Raw genomic sequence first — 19,100 nt, 5'->3', positions numbered from 1 at the left:
TCGTAAGCCGACATGAAGACGATTGCGCCGCCCCTCTCGAACGCCGTCACCTACATCCTGCTCGCGCTGGCCGAGCGCGACCTGCATGGCTACGGCATCATGCAGGAGACCACGCGGCTTTCGGGCGGCGAGTACAAGATCGGCCCGGGGCTGCTCTACGACAATCTGAGAGCGCTGATGGCGGCGACGCTGGTCGAGGAGTCGGAGGTAGAGGATGGCGGCGAGGCCCGGCGCATCTACCACCTGACGCAGGCGGGCGCCGCCGTGCTGGACGATGAGCTGAAGCGGCTGGCCGAGGTGGTGAAGGCTGGCCGGTCGCGGCTGGCGGCTGGCCAGACTACGGGCCGAACGAGGGAGGTCTGATGCCTCAGCTCATCGTACGCAAGCTCTATCGCGCGCTGCTTCGGCTGCATCCGGAGTGCTTCCGGGCGAGCTTCGCTCCGGAGATGATGCGGGTCTTCGACGAGGCATGGATAGAGTACGGGGCGGCGTGGCTGTTGGGCGATGCGGCGCTCTCGCTGCTGCGGCAGTGGTGTCTGCGGTCGCCCGAGGATGCGCAGCTTGCGGGGCCGGATGCGCGCTTCGGTTTGCTGGCGGGGAGCTATCCCGTGGGCGGTCCGCCGCACCTGACCATGGCGAAGCTGTCGGCGGCGCTGCTGCTGACGTTGACATCGTTTCTGCTGTTTCCTTACCCCGGCGCGTATGTGCCGGGTCGTATGGCGGGCCGGGCGCATGTTCAAAGAGGGGTGAGGTATGTTGCGCAACGCAACCTTTCGGAACGTCCTTAGACTATCTCCGTGGATGGATCATCGCCGGTTCGAGCGAGACGCAGGTCCTTTGGCTGCGCTCAGGACGACAGCGATCTTATGGGCGTCGCTGCTGGGAGGTTCGCTGAGTTTGTCGGGCGCCTGCATGGCGCAGCAGGCGCCGGTATCTGCGGCCAACGCGCCGATGACAACCGCGGATGCGACGCTGCGGTTCGAGGTGGCGTCGGTGCGGGAGAACCGGTCGGACGCGAAGGCGTTCTCGAATCTTCCGCTGGGGCCGGGGCCGCAGTATGTCGACATCGGTGGGCATCTGATGTCGACCAACCAGTTGCTGCTGGGGTATATCGTCTTCGCGTACAAGCCGACGATGTATCAGATTCAGCAGTTCCGCGCGCAGTTGCCGGACTGGACGCGGGGCGCTCACTACGATATCCAGGCGCGTGTGGATGGGCATCCCGGCAAGGACGAGCTGCGCGTGATGATGCAGGCGCTGCTGGCGGACCGGTTCAAGTTGAAGGTGCATCGCGAGACGCGGCGGGAGCCGGTCTATGCGCTGGAATTGACGAAGGTCAGGCCGGGGACGGGGCTGCGGGTTCATCCGGCGGACGATCCCGCGTGCGCGAAGGCGGATATGCCGGAGGCGATGCCGGGCACGTATCCCGCGTCGTGCGGCGCGGCCTGGCAGACGTTGCCGAAGGTTGCGGGCAACTTCCGGATCGTCGCGCGTGGTATGACGCCGGCGATGCTGGCCGCGTCGATCGCCGGGACGGGCAACATCTTCGACCGGCCGGTGGTCGATGCGACGGGCTTGACCGGGACATACGACTATGACCTCGAGTTCGCGCCGGAGACGGCCATCGGCGCCGATGCCGCGCCAACGGGAGCGCCGTTTTCAGAGGCGCTTCGTGCACAGCTTGGTCTGAAGCTGGTTCCGCAGAAGGGCGCGGTGGAGGTGATCGTGATCGACCATATCGAGCGGCCTTCAGAAAATTAGGGGAGTGGCAATCAAGCGGTTTACCGGACGTAGCGGTTCCGGGGAAAGTAACGGCGACGATAAAAGCAAGCGCCTTGCGATTTAACCCATTTATTCTGGTACCTCACCATCGAACTGGATGCGTTACGCACCTTAGAGTTACATCCAGCCTGGAGATTGTCAGATGAAGAGGTTGTTGCTTTGGATTGTTGTACTTGTCACCTTTTTGGGGGCGGGCCTGGGAGCGCAGGAGAGTAAGCCGGATACGAAGGATATTACCGGTACATGGCAGGGCACGCTGGCCGTCACCAGAAACTTACGCATGGTGATCAAGTTTGCGAAGGCGGATGGCGTTTTGAAGGCGACGATCTACAGCATCGACCTGAGCGGCGCGCCGATCGCCGCCACCTCCGTATCGCAGGTGGGTACAACGATTCGGTTCACGGCTGTCGCGATCGGCGGCAGCTATGTGGGCAAGCTCAGCGCGGATGGCAATACGATTGCCGGCTCGTATACACAGGGGGCGAGCGTCCAGCCCTTCGAGTTGACGCGCGCGACCGCCGAGACGGCCTGGGAGATTCCGGCGGTTGCTCCGCCGCCCAAGCTGATGGCCGCCGATGCGGACCCTTCGTTCGAGGTTGCGACGATCAAGCCGAACAACACCACCGCGGACAGCACACAGGGTATGTACATTCGCGGGCGCAACTTTTCGACGGCCGCAAGCTCCGTGGTCGACCTGCTTGCATTTGCTTACGGCGTACACGCCAGGCAGGTGTCGGGCGGCCCGTCGTGGCTGGATAAAGATCGTTACGATATCGCGGGGGTTCCTGATACCGAGGGGGTGCCGAGTACGCTGCAGGTGAAGATGATGGTTCGCAAGCTGCTGGCCGACCGCTTCCAACTGAAGTTCCACTACGAGAAGAGCGAGCTTCCGGCGTATGTGCTGACGGTCGGGAAGGGTGGGCCGAAGCTGACGCCAACGCAGGCGACGAGTCCGCTGCCGGGGCTTGGCTTCTCGCCCGGCGTGGGAGGCATCTCGCTGATTGCGCGCAACGCCAATCTCGGCGACCTGAGCGCCTACCTGCAGCGGATCGTACTGGATCGGCCGGTTGTGGACCACACCGGGGTCGCCGGGCGTTACGACTTCAGCATGACGTTCGCGCCGGACGATTCGGAGTTCGGCGGAAATCCGCCGCGGCCGCCGGCGAATGGGAGCTTTAGCGCGGCCGGGCTGTTCGAGGCGATGCAACAGCAGTTGGGGCTGAGGCTCGACCCGGAGAAGACGCAGGTGGATGTGATCGTGATCGACAAGGTGGAGAAGCCGTCGGAGAACTAGCGATGAGGATGTTCGCGGGGAAGGGAGTCGCCGGCACGAAAAAGAAGCAGATCCTTCGCTGTGCTCAGGATGACAGGCATTCTGGTGCGGATGACCGTTGTTTTTGCTGTGGATGGCAGTTGTTTTTGCTGCGAAGGACAGGCGCCTGTTTTTGAAATAACGACTCCCCGTACTTGAACGTTTCGCGATTTGACCCGTCTATGCAGGAACCCCGTCGTCATTCTGCACGTACTTCGTCTTATGCCATTTCATGAGTTTTACCGGAGATACTCGATGAAGAGACTGCTGCTTTGGATCGTCGTACTGGCCGCGCTCGCTGGCGCGGGTCTGCGCGCGCAGGATGCCAAACCCGATGCGAAGGACATCACCGGCGCCTGGCAGGGAACGCTGGCCGTGGGTAAGGGGTTGCGTATCGTCGTCAAGTTCGCCAAGGCGGACGGCTCGTTGAAGGCCACGCTTTACAGCATCGATCAGGGCGGGCAGCCGCTGGCGGCGAGCTCAGCATCGCAGCAGGGCGCAAACATCAAGTTCGCGGCCGTCGCGATCGGCGCGAGCTACGAAGGCAAGCTGAGTCCGGATGGAAACACCATTGCCGGTACATTCACCCAGGGGACGAACCCGTTGCTGCTCGACCTGGCCCGCGCCACGACCGAGACCGCATGGGAGATTCCCGCGCCCGCGCCGCCGCCGAAGCTGATGGCCGCCGATGCCGACCCGTCGTTCGAGGTCGCGACCATCAAGCCGAACAACACGGGCGCGACCAGCATGCAGGGGCTCACGGTTAACGGGCGCAACTTCAAGACGCGTGCGTCGTCAGTCGCGGACCTGATCGAGTTCGCGTACCAGGTGCAGGGTAAGCAGTTGGTGGGCGGGCCGGAGTGGCTGGATAAGGATCGCTACGACATCGCCGCGGTGCCCGACGCCGAGGGCGCGCCGAATCCGGAGCAGGTGCGGTCGATGATTCGCAAGCTGTTGAAGGAGCGCTTTCAACTGACGTTCCATCACGACAAGCGCGAGCTCTCGGCCTATGTGCTGACGGTGGCGAAGAGCGGCTCGAAGCTGACGCCGACGCAGATGAAGGGACCGCTGCCGGGGCTTGGGCTTTCGCCCGGTCCGGGAGGCATCACGTTGCATGTGGCCAACGGAGCGATTGGCGATTTCACGGGCTTCCTGCAGACGCTGGTGCTGGACCGGCCGGTCGTCGACCGCACCGGCCTGACCGACCGCTACGACTTCAGCGTGACCTTCGCGCCGGACGATTCGCAGTTCAACGGGCATCCGCCGAAGATGCCCGCAGGCGCATCGACGGACAGTGCGTTGAGCTTGTTCGAGGCGATGCAGAAGGATCTTGGGTTGAAGCTCGAAGCGGAGAAGACGCCGGTCGACGTGCTGGTGCTCGACAAGGTCGAGAAGCCTTCGGAGAACTAGATGGGTCGCTTGTCGCGTTGTCTTCAACTCTGGCTGCTGCTCGCGTGCGGCAGTGGCGCGGGGTTTGCGTCGGAGTATCACGGGCAGATCGTCTTCGGCGATTCGCCCGTGCCCGGCGCGACGGTGACGGCGACGCGTGGCGCGACGAAGATCGCGGTGGTCTCGGACCAGCTCGGGCTCTACAGCTTTGCCGATCTGCCGGATGGCGCGTGGACGATCGAGGTGGAGATGCTCTGCTTCGCGCCGGTAAAGCAGGAGGTCACCATCTCTTCGACGACGGCCGCCGGCCGCTGGGAGTTGAAGCTGCTGCCGCTGGCGGAGATCATCGCGAAGGCCAATGCGCCGAAGCCCGCCGCGCCTGCGTTGATCGCGCGCGCCGACATTGCAAAGAAGGACGATGCGCTGCCCGATGCTCCCAGGCCGCCGGACGACAGTGCGCCGCGTCCCGCCGACGGTCTGCTGATCCAGGGCAGCAGCAACAATGCGGCGACCTCGCAGTACACGCTGAACGCGGCGTTCGGCAACAACCGCACGAGCAAGAGCCTCTACACGGGCGGCGTCTCGCTGGTCTTCGACAACTCGGTCTTCGATGCGCGGCCTTACTCGCTGACCGGGCTGAATACGCCGAAGGATCAGAACAACCACATTACCGGCGGCCTGACGTTCGGTGGTCCGTTGAACATTCCGCACCTGATGAAGAAGGGGCCGAGCCTCTTTCTGACGTACCAGTGGATGCGCAATCGCAACGCCACGACGCAGTCCGGGCTGGTGCCTACGGACACTCAACGCGACGCCGTGAATGCAGGCGGCGTGCCGACGGCGAAGTCGCTGCTGAGCTTCTATCCGCTGCCGAACCTGACGGCAGGCGGGCGGTACAACTACCAGACGCAGACGATCGGCAACGAGCACCAGGATGCGGTGACGCTGCGGCTCGATCGCACCATCGGGCGCCGGGACTCGGTGTATGGCGGCTTCGCGCTGCAGAGCACGCGCACGGACGCCGCGAACCTCTTCGGCTTCGTCGATACGACGGACCTGCTGGGCATCAACACGACGGCGAACTGGTCGCATCATTACCGGCAGTTTTACAACGTCGCCGGCTTTCGCTTCAGCCGGTTGCGGACGCATGTGACGCCGCAGTTCGAGTCGCGCAGGAATGTCTCTGGCGCCGCGGGTATCAGCGCGGATCCGGCGCCCGCGGGCAACGATCAGGATCCGTTGAACTGGGGTCCGCCGACGCTGGTCTTTGCCAGCGGCATCGCGAGTCTGTCCGATGCGCAGAGCTCGCGCAATCGCAACCAGACCGACGCTGTATCGGATAGCGTGACATGGACCTACCGGCGCCACAACCTTACGGTCGGCGGCGACCTGCGGCGGCAGGAGACGAACATCTTCGCGCAGGAAGACCCGCGCGGGACGTATACCTTCACGGGCGCCTATGCGCTGGCGGCGAGCGCGGCCCCTAACGGTGCGGCCCCGTCCGGCGCGGACTTCGAGGACTTCCTGCTAGGCACGCCGGATACCAGCTCCATCGCCTTCGGCAATCCGGACAAGTACCTGCGGCAGACGGTCTATGACGCGTATGTCGCGGACGACTGGCGGGTGCGTTCCGAGTTGACGTTGAACTTCGGTCTGCGTTACGACTACGGCGCGCCGGTGACCGAGACCAAGGGGCGGCTGGTGAATCTGGATGTATCGCCTGGCTTTACAGCGGTTGCCCCGGTGCTGGGCAGCTCGCCTGCTGGGACGCTGACGGGGCAACGGTATCCTACGTCGTTGATACGGCCGGACAGGCTCGGCATCGAGCCGCGCATCGGGCTCTCGTGGCGGCCGATTCCCGCGTCGACACTGGTGATTCGCGCGGGCTATGGCGTCTATGACGATACGTCCGTCTACACCGCGCAGGCCACGCTGATGGCGCAGCAGGCGCCGCTGTCGAAGAGCGTGAGCGAGAGCTACAACGCGACGACCTGTTCCATCACGCTGGCGAACGGCTTCCTGCAATGTCCCACGACGACGGCGGATACCTTTGCTGTCGATCCCAACTTTCGCGTCGGCTATGCGCAGACGTGGAACCTCTCGGCGCAGCGCGATCTGCCCGGCGCGCTCGTCGCAACGGCGTCGTATCTGGGGATCAAGGGCACGCGCGGCATCCAGGAGTATCTGCCGAACAGCTATCCGCTCGGCGGCGTGAACCCCTGCCCATCGTGCCCTTCGGGCTTTGTTTATCGCGGGTCGAACGGCAACTCGACGCGCGAGTCCGCGCAGTTGCAGCTTCGGCGTAGACTGCGCAGCGGCTTTGCGGCGTCGCTGCAGTATACGTATTCGAAGTCGATCGACGACGACTCCACGCTGGGCGGGCAGGGTCCGGTGGCGCCGGGCGCAGCGGTGCAGGCGCAGCCCTCCGCGGTGGTCGCGCAAGACTGGCGTAACCTGAGCGCGGAGCGCGGGCTTTCGACCTTCGACCAGCGCCATCTGTTGAACGTGCAGTTGCAGTACACCTCGGGCATGGGCAAGGGAGGCGGCACGCTGATGTCCGGCTGGCGCGGCTCGCTACTGAAGGAGTGGACTGTGCTGAGCCAGATCAACACCGGCACGGGCCTGCCCGAGACGCCGATCTATCTTGCGGCCACGCCGGGCACTGGCGTTACGGGCGCAATTCGTCCGAGCCTTACCGGCGCATCGATCCATAACGCGCCGGTGGGATACCACTTGAACTCCGCTGCGTACACCGCGCCCACGCCGGGGCAGTGGGGCAATGCAGGTCGCGACAGCATCACCGGGCCTGCGCAGTTCACGCTGACGGCGTCGCTGCAACGTACGTTTCGCATGCGCGATCATCTGAACCTCGACCTGCGCGTGGACTCCACCAACCTGTTGAACCATGTGGTCTTCACGAGCTGGAACACGATCGTGAACGGCACGACCTTCGGGCTGCCTGCCTCGACCAACGCGATGCGGAGTCTGCAAACGACTGTGCGGGTGAGGTACTGATGCGACTCTTACTCCTCATGCTCGTGTTGACGTCGCTCGCGGGCGCGCAGCAGATCGGCCAGAATGCGAGGCCTGGCGACCCCGGCGGATACACGCTTTCGGTGAAGTCGCAGTTGGTGGTCGAGACAGTGGTGGTCAAGGATAAGAAGGGCGCCGCGATCCCTGGGCTGACCGCGAAGGACTTCACCGTGACCGAAGACAACGCGCCGCAGACGGTGCGTTTCGTCGAGCATCAACAACTGCCCTCGACGCCAACGCCAGCGCCCGCGCAGCCCGAGAACGTCAAGATCTATAAAACACTGAACCGCACGCAGATCACGCCCGAGGCCGAGGGCAAGGCGCGCTATAACAATCGCCGTCTGCTGGTGTTTTACTTCGACATGTCGGCCATGCGACCGGCGGATCAACTGCGCGCGCTGGCCGCGGCGGAGAAGTTCATCCGCACGCAGATGACCGAGGCGGACATGGTGTCGATCCTGCGTTATGCGGGTGGCTCCGTCGATGTGCTGCAGGATTTTACCGGCGATCGCAATCGCCTGCTCAGCATTCTCGAGACGCTGATCGTCGGCGAAGGGCAGGGGCTTGCGGAGTCGAACGACGACGCGAGCGGCGCGGATGCGGGCGCGGCCTTTGGGCAGGACGACGGGGAGTTCAACGTCTTCAACACCGACCGTCAGCTTGCGGCCTTGCAGACGACGGCGAAGATGCTGGGCCAGTTGAACGAGAAGAAGTCGCTGGTCTACTTCGCGAGCGGGCTGCGGCTGAACGGCGTCGACAATCAGGCGCAGTTGCACGCGACGGTCGATGCGGCGGTGCGCGCGGGCGTGTCGTTCTGGCCGATCGATGCTCGCGGCCTTGTGGCGTCGGCGCCGCTGGGCGATGCGACGCAGGGCTCGCCCGGCAACGCTGGCATGTACAACGGCGCGGCCGCGCAGGCGAACGTCACGAACCTGCAGCGTTCGCAAGACACGCTGTTTGCGCTTGCGGGCGACACGGGCGGTAAGGCGATGCTCGATTCGAACGACCTTGCGCATGGCATCGTGCAGGCGCAGCAGGCGATCTCGGACTACTACATCGTCGGCTACTACACGACGAATCCCGCGCAGAATGGGCGTTTTCGCAAGGTCAAGATTGCTTTGAGCAACGGGCTCGAAGCCAGACTCGAGTATCGCGAGGGGTACTATGCGGGCAAGACCTTCGCGAAGTTCACGGCGGTCGATAAGGAGCGGCAGCTTGAAGACGCGCTGATGTTGAACGACCCGATCACCGAGCTGACCATCGCGATGGAGATCGATTACTTCCAGCTCAATCGCGCGGAGTATTACGTCCCCATCATCGTGAAGATACCGGGCCGCGAGCTGGCGCTGGCCAAGCGCGGCGGCGCGGAGCATACGCTGATCGACTTCGTCGGCGAGGTGAAGGATGTGGTCGGCGGTACGACCGTCACCAACCTGCGCGACAACGTCAACATCAAGCTGAGTGACGCCTCGGCGGGGGAGCTTGCGCGCAGGCCCATCGAGTACGATGCGGGCTTCACGCTGTTGCCCGGCAAGTACATGATCAAGTTCCTCGCGCGCGACGATGAGACGGGCCGCATCGGCACCTATCAGACGACCTTTACCGTGCCCAACCTGAACAAGGAGTTGAAGCATGTGCCGATCAGCGCCGTGATCCTGAGCAGTCAACGCGTGAACATGAAGGACGCGCTCTACAACGCGATGAAGAGCAAGGACGCAGCGAAGGCCGCCATCGCCGACCCGCTGGTCGAGAACGGCAGCAGGCTGATCCCCAGCGTGAACCGCGTCTTCAGCCGCGACCGCGAGCTGTATGTGTTTCTACAGGCGTATCAGCCGGGCACGCAGCCGGTGGTCGCCTATGTGAGCCTCTATCGTGGCGGCGCGAAGGTCTTCGAGAGCCAACCCGCGGCGGTCACGCCCGCTGCAACGAGCCGCCTCGGCATGACGCCGCTAAGCTTCACGCTCAGCCTTGGGCAACTGCCCCCGGGGGACTACGACTGCCAGGTGACGGTGCTCGATCCCACGGGGAACCGCAGCAGCTTCTGGCAGGCGCCGATCCTGATCGTGCCCTGATGTTATTTGTGCTGATTGCAGATACAAATACGACGGCAAGTGCAGAAGCGGATGCTCTTCGGGAATGATAAACAAAAGGGCAAGTTCAATGACGGCAGAAGAGCTTATTTTGCGTAATAACCTGCTCTGGCTCTGATGACCAACCCTTTGCGTACCGGTCGAATTACAACCTTGCGGAACGACCCATCGCGCGTGGGGTTGGTCGACTGATACGCGACTCCATACAATGAGCGGAGCTCGCCAGCGATCTCGGCGAAGGCCTCGCTGACCTTCATCGTGTGTACATCGTAGGCCTTGCCTCCGGTCTGCGCGGTGAGGTGATCGAGCTCCCGCATACCATACCGGTCGCGCGCGTTCATCCTGCCGTGATTCAGTTCGGTATAGCGGATGGCATAGACGATGACGTCGTTGTTTTCGGCGGCCTCGATGGCGTCGAGAAGGTCGTGCTCGCTGGAGTTTTCCTCTCCGTCCGAGAAGACGACGAGAACCTTGCGGCGCTGGTGAATGTTGGCCATCTTCTCCGTGATCGAGTAGAAGACGGCATCGTTGAGAGCTGTGCCGGCTTCGCGCTCTTCCGCGGGGCCAAGCTCGGGACTATCGCGCTGTCCCTTGTCGTAACGGCGCAGGTTTTCGACGATGGCCTGCCGATCATGGGTCCAGTCGCTGACCATGCGAAGATGGTTGCCGAAGCAAAGCGCAAAGGCACGGTCGTCGGGGTCGAGACTCTGGTGTAGAAAGTCGGCGATGTCGCGTTCGTGATCGCGGACGAACTTCTCCTGACTTCCGCTTGCGTCGATGACCAGCCCGATGCTGAGTGGAAGCTGCTCGGCACGATAGAAGAAGCGCGTGGTCTGGGGGATGCCGTCTTCGACGATGGCGATGTCCGCTTTGGCGAGATCCCTGACCAGGCCGCCAGAGCTGTCGTGGACGCTGACGGTGGTGTCGATGAGATGGGTTTCCACCTTCAAGGTAGGCAGGTTCTGGGCGGAGCTGAGGGAGGCGAAGACGAGGAGCGCGGCGGCAAGCCGTGGCATATTGGCGAGCATACGTCAGATACGCGGAACGGCCGAGATTGGTTCCGAAAGACATTTCTATCCGGCGAGAACATGACATTTCTTTCGGGCTCCTACACACGCAAATGAGACAGAGGAGACATTATCGGACGCACGCCGGATGCCAAAGGCAATCTGGATCAAAAATCTGCCACGCTGGCGCAGCCGAGCCAATTCATATAAAGTGGTGTACTGCCGACTATATGCGAATCAGACCTTCGGCATACTAAACTATCAACTTGGCTATACGGCTGCCCCTATGGACTCCATCAAATCGCGTTTGGACGATATCGATTTCACGATTCTGGCAGACCTCCAGCAGGGTTCCAGTAGACCGATGCATGAACTCGCCGAGCAGATCGGCCTGTCCACTGCGGCATGCGCGCGCCGCGTCAAGCGCCTCGAAGAACTCGGCGTCATCGAGAAGTATGTAGCCATCCTCAACCCCGAGATCATGGAGTTGGACCTTGACGTCTTCGTCAGTGTCCGGTTGAAATCGCAGGGTCATAAGTACATGACCGAGTTCTGCCAACTTGTCTCCAGAATGCCGGAGGTCGTCGAGTGTTACATCCAGACCGGCGAGTCCGATTTTTTGCTCCATGTAAAGGCGCGCGGAGTCAAAGAGTACGGCGATTGGATGAAGGATACGTTGCGCATTTACAACGGAATCTTCTCCATTCAATCCAGCATCGCGCTCGAGCGGATCAAGTATTCCACGGCAATCCCCATCTTCAAGCGCCCCATAAAGCCACGCGAAACACGCGGCTGATCCTCCTCTTTCCTCAGCGCTCGCGAGATCCAAAAAGCAACGCCCAGGGCATTCGCCCCGGGCGTGTGTCGGTTGCGGAGCTGCTGCGGGGATTTATTGGCTGATTGCCACCGTCAGAGGAAGCGACCGGGTAATCGCTACGCCGCTCGTTGAGGTGCCGGAGGCGGTCACCGTGACTGTGTAGGTGCCTGCAGCCGGAAGCGCAGGCCCGTTATTGCCGCCGCCACCGCCGCATCCGGTCAGAGACGCCGCCGAACCCAGCAGAACCGCGAGCATCGTGAGCATCATCCACGCCTGCTTCCTGCTCCTGCGTGCCCGGATCCCCACCAGAAGGACTCCGGCAACCGCCACTCCTGTGCCAGCCGGCCACCCAAACGGATGGGAGCCCTTCTCAGCCTGCGACGGCATGGCGTTGATCGTGGCCACTACCGTGCTCGTCCCATTCGCGCCAAGGGACACGCTCGAAGGGTTGATGCTGCAGCTGGCATTGGCCGGAAGCCCCGCGCAGGTCAGTGCAACCGTGCCCGAGAAGGTGGAGTTGGAAGATAGCGTCAGCGTGATGCTTCCCGCAGCGCCTCGCGCCAGAGTAATGCCTCCCGTGGAGGAGCTAAGGTTGAAGCTGCCTGCGGGAGGGCTCACGATCGTGACGGAGAGCGGCGCAGCCGATGCGCCATTGTGCGCCGCATCGCCGGCATACGTAGCGGTAATCTTTTCCGCTCCGATCGCAAGCGTCGAAACGGAGAGAACAGCCACGTTATTGACGATGGCGGCGCTTCCAATCGAACTGCCGTTCGCAAAGAAGCTCACCGTCCCCGTAGCGACCGGGGTATCCAGCAGCGGGCTGGCGAGGGTAGCCGTAAGGATGACCGGGCTGTTCTGCGTGACCGTGGTGGGAGCAGCGGAAAGGCTCAGCCCAATGCCTCCCCGGTTCAGGTAGTAGGCGCTCGCCATGGAATGTCCTCCAATGTCCACACCCCCACCGACGGCGATATCCGATGCGCCATCGCCGTTGAAGTCGCCCACGAAGGTCAGCGGATTCTGAGCGCCGAATGTATCGCCCGGCGCAGGCATGCTCAGCGGCGCTCCAAAGCTACCGCCCCCAAGATTCGGCAGCACGACGGTTCCGAAGGTGGCAGTCGCGGCGTCGCTGCTCGGAACCAGGCTGAACGAAGACCCGTACGAGCTGAACGCGATATCCGGCAGGCCGTCGGCGTTGAAGTCCGCATACGCAGCCGTCCCAGCGGTTGCCCCGGCCACGCCTGGAATCCCGACTGCCGCGTCGAAGGTGAAGTCGCCATGTCCCGCCATCAGCAGGATGCCCGCGGAGCCATCGAGCACCTCGTAGTCGCAGCTGCCATCCGTATGGCACTCATAGTCCGTCTTCCCATTCTGGATCAAGGTCAGATCCTGCTTGCCGTCGCCGTTGTAGTCTCCCTTCAACACGTCCGCGATGATGTACCCTGCGCCGGCCAGTGTGGCATGCGCCAGGTCGAAGGCGCCATCGCCCAAACCGGGAAGAATGTGCGCGCCCGTCTGATCCAGAAGCAGCGGAACATCCGACACCACCAGGTCCAGCCGTCCGTCGTTATTCAAATCGATAAGCCGCGGAGAGTAGAGACCTTCGCCGAAGGGAGTAAAGGCGCCCTTGAACTTGCCTGAGCCGTCGCCAAGATAGACGAAGTACCCGGACGGCGTCACGACACTTGCTGCGAAGCAGTTGGAATCTCCGTAGTACGTCGCTACGATGTCCAGCTTCCCGTCTCCGTTCACATCCCCTACATCGATCGCGTTCAGATATCCGCACTGCAGTGTGATGCCAGCCGGCAGAGCCGTCTTCACCGGCGTCTGGAAGCTTCCATCCGCATTCGCCAGTCCAACGAGAATCTCTCCCAGCGAAGATTCACCGATCAGATCGGCACGGCCATCGCCATTGAAGTCCGCCGTCATGGGGAAGAATCCCGCGATGCCCGATGCCATCTCCTGCGCCGCAGTCAGGCCCTTCACGAACGAGAACCGGCCCTGAGCATCGCTCGCCGCCGTCACCGTCTCCGCCACTCCATTCGTTGCTGCATCGGTAAAGTCGAAGGCGATCAACTCGGTCTTTCCGTCCCCGTTTACATCGCCACTGGTGACAGCAAGAATGTTGTTCGGATACTCCGTGTTGTTCGGATGCGCAGCCGCTGAATTGACCGGATACAGAGCCTTTGCCGCGATGAACGTACCATCGACATTGCCATGAAGAAGCGAGACCACATTCGCATTCGTGTCGAGGTATGCAATATCGACGACGCCGTCTCCATCGATATCTACTGGATCCGGTTCAGCCGACGATGAAGGACCATTCGCATAGTAGCCCAGTGAAACCTGGCCGAAGGTTCCGTCTCCCAGCCCCGGAAAGATTCCCGTAGCCATGGAATCGAACAGCACCATGTCGAGAATGCCATCGTTGTTCAGATCGGTAAGCGCGACCGAGCCCGTTCCCTCCGCCAGATAGTTCAACGCCACACGCGGCGTCTGGAAGCTGCCGTCGCCGTTTCCAAGTGCGCTGTACACATTGTTCGAGCTCGTCAGAAAGATCGCGTCCGGCCGGCCGTCCTTGTTCAGGTCGGCGAGACGAAGGGTCCCGTTTCCTTCGTAAACATCGTTCACACTCGCGCCGGTCGTTGGAATCTTGCCGAAGGTTCCATCCCCATTGCCATGCGCCGTGCTGATCGTAATGGTCTCGCCCAGCTTCACCAGCTCCATCACCAGGTCCGGCTTGGAGTCGCCATCCATATCCGCCAGCAACGCGCAGCTTCCGTCCGTGCCGACGAAGTAATAACCGGGCATCACCGTATCCGCTTCGATCGGGGCCTGGAACGTTCCATCTCCGTTTCCGAAATACGTCAACTGCTTGATCGTCGTCGTTGTCGTGTCCGCGTTCTGCGCCGACACCAGCAGCACCACATCGGGGTGGTTGTCGCCATTCACATCGCCCACCACGATCGCGTCCGCCGCGCGGTTATGCAGGCCGATCGACGCAGGCAGAATCGCCGTGTACTTGCCCGGCGCGAAGGTTCCGTTGCCCGTATTCATGTACACGAAAAACGACTGATAGATCGGGTCCATCGCCACCACGTCCGGCTTCCCGTCTCCATTCAGGTCGATCACCTGGATGGTCTGCGTCTGGGCCGCAATGCCATTCTCTGTCCCTACACTCGACGAGGTCGGGAAGTTTCCCTTGCCGTCGTTGTAGAAGACATCGAGTGTTCCATCGAGCTGAACCACCACAAGATCCTTCCCATTCGCGCCATCGACGTCGACAACCGCAACTGCATCGGTGATGCCGGCCACCGGAACATTCGGACCAAGATAAAAACCAGGGAACGCCGTGGTTGCCTTCGCATCTCGTGGAAGCGCCATCCCGGAGCCGCGACCCTGCAGCGTCTGCAGCGCACTCGCCTTCGGCTTCGAGGCGTACAACCGCGGCTTTCCATCGATCGCATGTGAAGGAACAGCCTGCGTCCCGGCGCTCTCAGGCGTCCGCAACAGGCTCGCCTTGGCATGTGGGGCGTGGGTGGAAGCCTTCGGTACAGACGACTGCCCCCACCCATACGCGGAGAGGCAACAAAGCAGGGCAGCGGAGAGAACGCCTCTCACCTGAAGTTTCACGTCAAGTCTGTGGGCAGGGGGAACCATAAGTCTCCTTCTTGATAAAGACAGCAAAGTAAGTGCTCTTGCTTGCAGTTGTGCAAAGGCGGATCTGAGGCAGGCGTAACAACGTGGTTTTGGGCGGGTGCGAGTTCAGCCTATCGCATAATTTCCTTAATATGCAATCACAAAGCAGCCAAAATAATACTAAAGTCATACTCAAGCAATGTTTTTTCTTGACACAATGCGATTTGACACAAATAATCGACCTCAAAGATACATACATCGCCACAACGCGCGGATTTTTCGCGTTGCAAACGGATTATGCTTGCTTGCTGCGCGCATAAGCGGGGCTGCATTCATGTCTTATCACTCAAGTCAACCCCCTCTTTCGAGCCTCGACACGCAGGCGATCCTGTGCTAAGCGTGCGATCTCCCCAGGAGAACCATGAGAATTCGAACGCCCCTCTTCTTCCGGTTTCTTTGTCTCTGCTTACTGGCATCCGCTTCTGTCTCGCAGCAGGTCCGCGCGCAGGCGACTACCCTCGCGACGCCCGCTCCCCAGATCAAGGCTGCGATCGACGACCGCGATATCGTTCGCCTCGCCGGCAACGTACATCCCTCCGCGGCCAGCGGCGCCGACATCGGAGCCATCGCAGACGCGATGCCTCTCGGCAGAATGATGCTTGTCCTTAAGCAAAGCGACGCACAGGCCGGGGCGTTGCGCAGGTTCCTCGACGAACAGCAGAACCCATCCTCACCCAACTACCATCGCTGGCTCACGCCCGATCAGTTCGGCCTTCAGTTCGGCGTCGATGCCAGCGATCTCGCGAAGGTGACGACCTGGCTCGGGGATCATGGCTTCGCCATCGAGTCGGTTGCCAGGGCGCGAAACGTCATCACCTTCTCTGGAACGCATGCACAGTTGAAGAGCGCCTTCCATACCGAGATCCATCGCTATCGCGTGTCAAACCAGACGCACTACGCCAATGCCGTAGACCCGTCGATTCCCGCCGCGCTGGCGCCCGTCGTCGCCGGTTTCGTACGTCTCAACGACTTCCGGCCCGCCGCGCTTCACAAGGATCGTGGCCTCGTCCGCAATCGAAAGGGCGAGACCTCCTGGCAGTCCATCGCGACCGATCAGGTGGATCCACTCTTCAACACCACACTCAACGCACGCTCCTACGCGGCGGTCTCTCCCTTCGACTTCGCCACCATCTACAACGTGAAGCCTCTGTGGGACGCAGGCGTCGACGGCTCCGGCCAGACCATCGCCATCGTAAGCCGCAGCGCCATCAATCCCAACGACGTAAGCCACTTCCGCTCGACCTTCGGCCTGCCTGCATCGAAGCTTCAGATCATCTACAACGGACAGAACCCGGGCATCACGGACGACGAGAGTGAAGCCGCGCTCGACGTCGAATGGGCCGGAGCCGTCGCGCCAAACGCCAGCATCGCCATGGTGGTCGCCGCCAGCACCGCGGTCACCGACGGCGTCGATCTCTCCTCCGAATACATCGTCGACAACAATCTCGCGCCTGTCATGAACGTCAGCTTCGGCCAGTGCGAGGTGGGCCTCGGCACCTCCGGCAACCAGTGGTACTCCAATCTATGGCAGCAGGCATCGGCCCAGGGCATCACCGTTCTCGTTGCATCGGGCGATGCCGGATCGGCCTCCTGCGATCAGAATCAGACCTATGCCACCTACGGTCTTTCGGTGAGCGGCCTCTCCTCCACTCCCTATAACGTGGCCGTGGGAGGCACCGATCTGTACGGCACCTACACCAGCAAGGCCACCTACTGGGACACGACCAACGATCCCCTCACCGGCCGCTCCGCAAAGTCGTACATGCCTGAGACGCCCTGGAACAACAGTTGCGGCAACCCCCAGCTCCTCACCGTCCTGCAGGGCAAGGGCTACACCGGCAAAAACGCGGAGGATCTCTGCAACGGCATCTATTCCAGCAGCTATCTCTCTACCACCGGAGGCGGCGGCGGAAAGAGCAGTTGCGTAATCTCGCCCGACGGTCTTGGCGATCCCGCATTCTGCCAGGGCGGTTGGCCCAAGCCCGCATGGCAGGCAGGCATCGCGGGAGACCCGGCCGACAATGCACGCGACGTCCCCGACATCTCTCTCTTTGCCGGCAATGGACTCTGGGGAAGCTTTTATGTCTACTGCGCCTCGGACATCACACCCAGCGGCACATGCGACTACACCTCCGCCGACGACACCGAGTACATGGCCGCCGGCGGAACCTCCTTCGCCTCCCCTGCGATGGCTGGAATCTTCGCAATGATCAATCAGAAGACCGGCGTCCGTCAGGGCAATGCAAACTACATCCTTTACAAGCTCGGCACAGCCCAGTTCGCCACCGGCTCCAGCTCCTGCGACAGCTCCAACGGAACCCCCGGTAGCGACTGCATCTTCCACGACATCACCCAGGGCAGCAACGCCGTGGCCTGCGCCGTCGGCAGCCAGGACTGCACCGCCACCAACGCAGCCGACATCTACTCCGCGCTCCCCGCATACTCCACCGGCAAGGGATACGATCTCGCCTCGGGCATCGGCACCATCAACGCACTGAACCTCGTCAACGCCTGGGCCGTCGCCTCCAGCCAGCTCGCGCCCACCACGACGCAGCTTGTCTGGAACGCGACGACCTCCACCTACGGTTCGCCCATCGATGCGAACATCACCGTGAGCTCGACATCCGCGATCCCCGCGGGCGATGCGTCGGTTGAGCTAAGCGCCACCAACGCCGCGGTCGCCGGCCCGCTCACCCTCGTCGACGGCAAGGTCAGCTTCGCCACCACGCGCATCCCCGCCGGCACGATCGATGTGAAGGCCTACTACGCGGGCAATGGAAACTTCGCGCCCAGCACCTCCACCGCCAGCAGCATCACCATCTCCAAGGCGCCGACCTCCCTCGTCATAGCAGCCAGCCGTTCCACCATCGTCGGCAACCAGAGCACGACTCTGGTCGCGACGGTCAGCACCTCCAGCCTGGCCGACAACCCCACCGGCGTCATCACCTTCGTCAACCAGGCGACCAAGGCGACCCTCGCGGTCGTCGCCTCCTACGGCGTCACCGACGCCAATGGATACTCCGTCGCCAAGGCCACGCTTCCGGTACCGGCCTCGCTCCTCACCCCCGGACTGAACACCATCGTCGCCACCTATGCAGGAGACTCCAACTACAACAGCTCCGCTTCGACCGCGCTCAGCATCTCCTACACCGGCCCCTTCACTCTCAGCTCCACCGCTTCCGAGGTCGATCTCACCAACGGCACAGGCGCGGCCTCGCTCACGCTCTCCGCAACCAACGGCAGTCCACTGGCTGAGATCGTCAACCTGTCCTGCGTCAACCCGCCGGCAGGGATCGCCTGTTCGTTCGATCCCGCAGCCATCGCCAAGGGCTCGACAGGAGCCGTCGTCGGGCTCACCGTCTACGCCTCCAACCCCATCTTCACGCCATCGCTCAGGAAGACACAGACAGCCTCCAACGCAAGCCAGGCAGGCTCTCTCATCGGACTGGCCGCCATCCTCCTCTTCGGCTTTGCGAAGCGTCGCCGCGCCGCCATGGTTCACCTGTTGCCATGCCTGTTCGCAGGCGCCTTGCTCGTGCTCTCCGGCTGCAGTGGAGGCAACGCCGCAGGCACACCTCTCGCCGCCACCACAACCACTCTCGCAGCCACTCCAGCCCGCGCAGCCCTCGGCGCAAGCATGTCCTTTTCGGCAAGCGTAGCGGGTAAAGCCGGCGCCGCCGCTCCCGGCGGAACCGTCACCTTCTCTGAAGGATCCGCCGTGCTCGGAACAGCCACACTCGCCAATGGTGTAGCCACGTACAGCACCACAACCCTCACCAGGGGCGCCCACGCCATCGTCGCTTCCTACGCCGGAGACACATCCAACCTCGGCTCGGCCTCAGCCTCAACCCCCGCGGTCGTCTTCTACTCCACCACACTCTCGGTGAAGGCATCGGACGTGCTCGGCAACAGCAGCACCATCAACATCCCCGTCGTCGTGTACTAGCCCACCCCGCAGTCTTCCTTTCCGTCTC

At 62.4% G+C, this 19,100-nt stretch carries 11 protein-coding genes; 9 read left to right on the top strand and 2 right to left on the bottom strand.

Translation table 11 applies throughout. The features are described from left to right. Positions 1 to 12: 12 nt before the first annotated feature. From CHB87_RS19375 to CHB87_RS19345, 7 genes are all read left to right on the top strand, one after another. Positions 13 to 363 (top strand): PadR family transcriptional regulator, encoded by a 351-nt coding sequence (locus tag CHB87_RS19375; protein ID WP_089410109.1) that lies wholly within the window; start codon positions 13 to 15, stop codon positions 361 to 363. After that, on the top strand, positions 363 to 788 hold the full coding sequence (locus tag CHB87_RS19370) for a hypothetical protein (protein ID WP_089410108.1): 426 nt from the start codon (positions 363 to 365) through the stop codon (positions 786 to 788). Before CHB87_RS19375 ends, CHB87_RS19370 begins: the two co-directional genes overlap by 1 nt. A 49-nt stretch (positions 789 to 837) precedes the next feature. Continuing rightward, the gene (locus tag CHB87_RS19365) at positions 838 to 1,761 is read left to right on the top strand and encodes a TIGR03435 family protein (protein ID WP_176441873.1); all 924 of its coding nucleotides are present in this window, start codon (positions 838 to 840) and stop codon (positions 1,759 to 1,761) included. Between the two features lie 163 nt (positions 1,762 to 1,924). After that, positions 1,925 to 3,076 carry a TIGR03435 family protein gene (locus CHB87_RS19360; RefSeq protein ID WP_089410106.1) on the top strand — a complete coding sequence of 384 codons (1,152 nt, stop codon included), beginning with the start codon at positions 1,925 to 1,927 and terminating at the stop codon, positions 3,074 to 3,076. A gap of 273 nt (positions 3,077 to 3,349) precedes the next feature. Then, positions 3,350 to 4,504 carry a TIGR03435 family protein gene (locus CHB87_RS19355; RefSeq protein ID WP_089410105.1) on the top strand — a complete coding sequence of 385 codons (1,155 nt, stop codon included), beginning with the start codon at positions 3,350 to 3,352 and terminating at the stop codon, positions 4,502 to 4,504. Next, positions 4,505 to 7,498, top strand: a complete 2,994-nt coding sequence (locus tag CHB87_RS19350; protein ID WP_089410104.1) for a TonB-dependent receptor — start codon at positions 4,505 to 4,507, stop codon at positions 7,496 to 7,498. Next, complete coding sequence (locus tag CHB87_RS19345) at positions 7,498 to 9,588, top strand: VWA domain-containing protein (protein WP_089410103.1); 2,091 nt, start codon at positions 7,498 to 7,500, stop codon at positions 9,586 to 9,588. Before CHB87_RS19350 ends, CHB87_RS19345 begins: the two co-directional genes overlap by 1 nt. A gap of 104 nt (positions 9,589 to 9,692) precedes the next feature. On the opposite strand, the gene CHB87_RS19340 is transcribed toward CHB87_RS19345, so the two are convergent. Beyond that, complete coding sequence (locus CHB87_RS19340; RefSeq protein WP_089410102.1) at positions 9,693 to 10,634, bottom strand: VWA domain-containing protein; 942 nt, start codon at positions 10,632 to 10,634, stop codon at positions 9,693 to 9,695. A 127-nt stretch (positions 10,635 to 10,761) separates the two neighbouring features. Between CHB87_RS19340 and CHB87_RS19335 the strand changes: the two genes are divergently transcribed. Then, positions 10,762 to 11,409, top strand: a complete 648-nt coding sequence (locus CHB87_RS19335; RefSeq protein WP_089410101.1) for an Lrp/AsnC family transcriptional regulator — start codon at positions 10,762 to 10,764, stop codon at positions 11,407 to 11,409. Between the two features lie 93 nt (positions 11,410 to 11,502). Here CHB87_RS19335 and CHB87_RS19330 read toward each other — a convergent pair whose 3' ends face one another. Further along, entirely contained in the window at positions 11,503 to 14,871 is a 3,369-nt protein-coding gene (locus tag CHB87_RS19330; protein ID WP_176441872.1) for an FG-GAP-like repeat-containing protein, read from the bottom strand. Between the two features lie 616 nt (positions 14,872 to 15,487). Here CHB87_RS19330 and CHB87_RS19325 point away from each other — a divergent pair. After that, a complete protein-coding gene (locus tag CHB87_RS19325) occupies positions 15,488 to 19,072 on the top strand; it encodes an Ig-like domain repeat protein (RefSeq protein WP_089410099.1) in 3,585 nt (1,194 codons plus the stop codon). The last annotated feature ends 28 nt before the right edge of the window (positions 19,073 to 19,100 follow it).

Source organism: Granulicella rosea (assembly GCF_900188085.1).
Taxonomy (GTDB): domain Bacteria; phylum Acidobacteriota; class Terriglobia; order Terriglobales; family Acidobacteriaceae; genus Edaphobacter; species Edaphobacter rosea.
Note: the sequence above shows the minus strand (reverse complement) of the source record. Positions and strands in the feature narration are given on the sequence as shown.

What these genes read in the sequence shown, in the direction of transcription:
- CHB87_RS19375 (WP_089410109.1), top strand. Translation starts at nt 13, where the DNA reads ATGAAGACGATTGCGCCGCCCCTCTCGAACGCCGTCACCTACATCCTG.
- CHB87_RS19370 (WP_089410108.1), top strand. Translation starts at nt 363, where the DNA reads ATGCCTCAGCTCATCGTACGCAAGCTCTATCGCGCGCTGCTTCGGCTG.
- CHB87_RS19360 (WP_089410106.1), top strand. Translation starts at nt 1,925, where the DNA reads ATGAAGAGGTTGTTGCTTTGGATTGTTGTACTTGTCACCTTTTTGGGG.
- CHB87_RS19355 (WP_089410105.1), top strand. Translation starts at nt 3,350, where the DNA reads ATGAAGAGACTGCTGCTTTGGATCGTCGTACTGGCCGCGCTCGCTGGC.
- CHB87_RS19350 (WP_089410104.1), top strand. Translation starts at nt 4,505, where the DNA reads ATGGGTCGCTTGTCGCGTTGTCTTCAACTCTGGCTGCTGCTCGCGTGC.
- CHB87_RS19345 (WP_089410103.1), top strand. Translation starts at nt 7,498, where the DNA reads ATGCGACTCTTACTCCTCATGCTCGTGTTGACGTCGCTCGCGGGCGCG.
- CHB87_RS19340 (WP_089410102.1), bottom strand. Translation starts at nt 10,634, where the DNA reads ATGCTCGCCAATATGCCACGGCTTGCCGCCGCGCTCCTCGTCTTCGCC.
- CHB87_RS19335 (WP_089410101.1), top strand. Translation starts at nt 10,762, where the DNA reads ATGCCAAAGGCAATCTGGATCAAAAATCTGCCACGCTGGCGCAGCCGA.
- CHB87_RS19325 (WP_089410099.1), top strand. Translation starts at nt 15,488, where the DNA reads ATGAGAATTCGAACGCCCCTCTTCTTCCGGTTTCTTTGTCTCTGCTTA.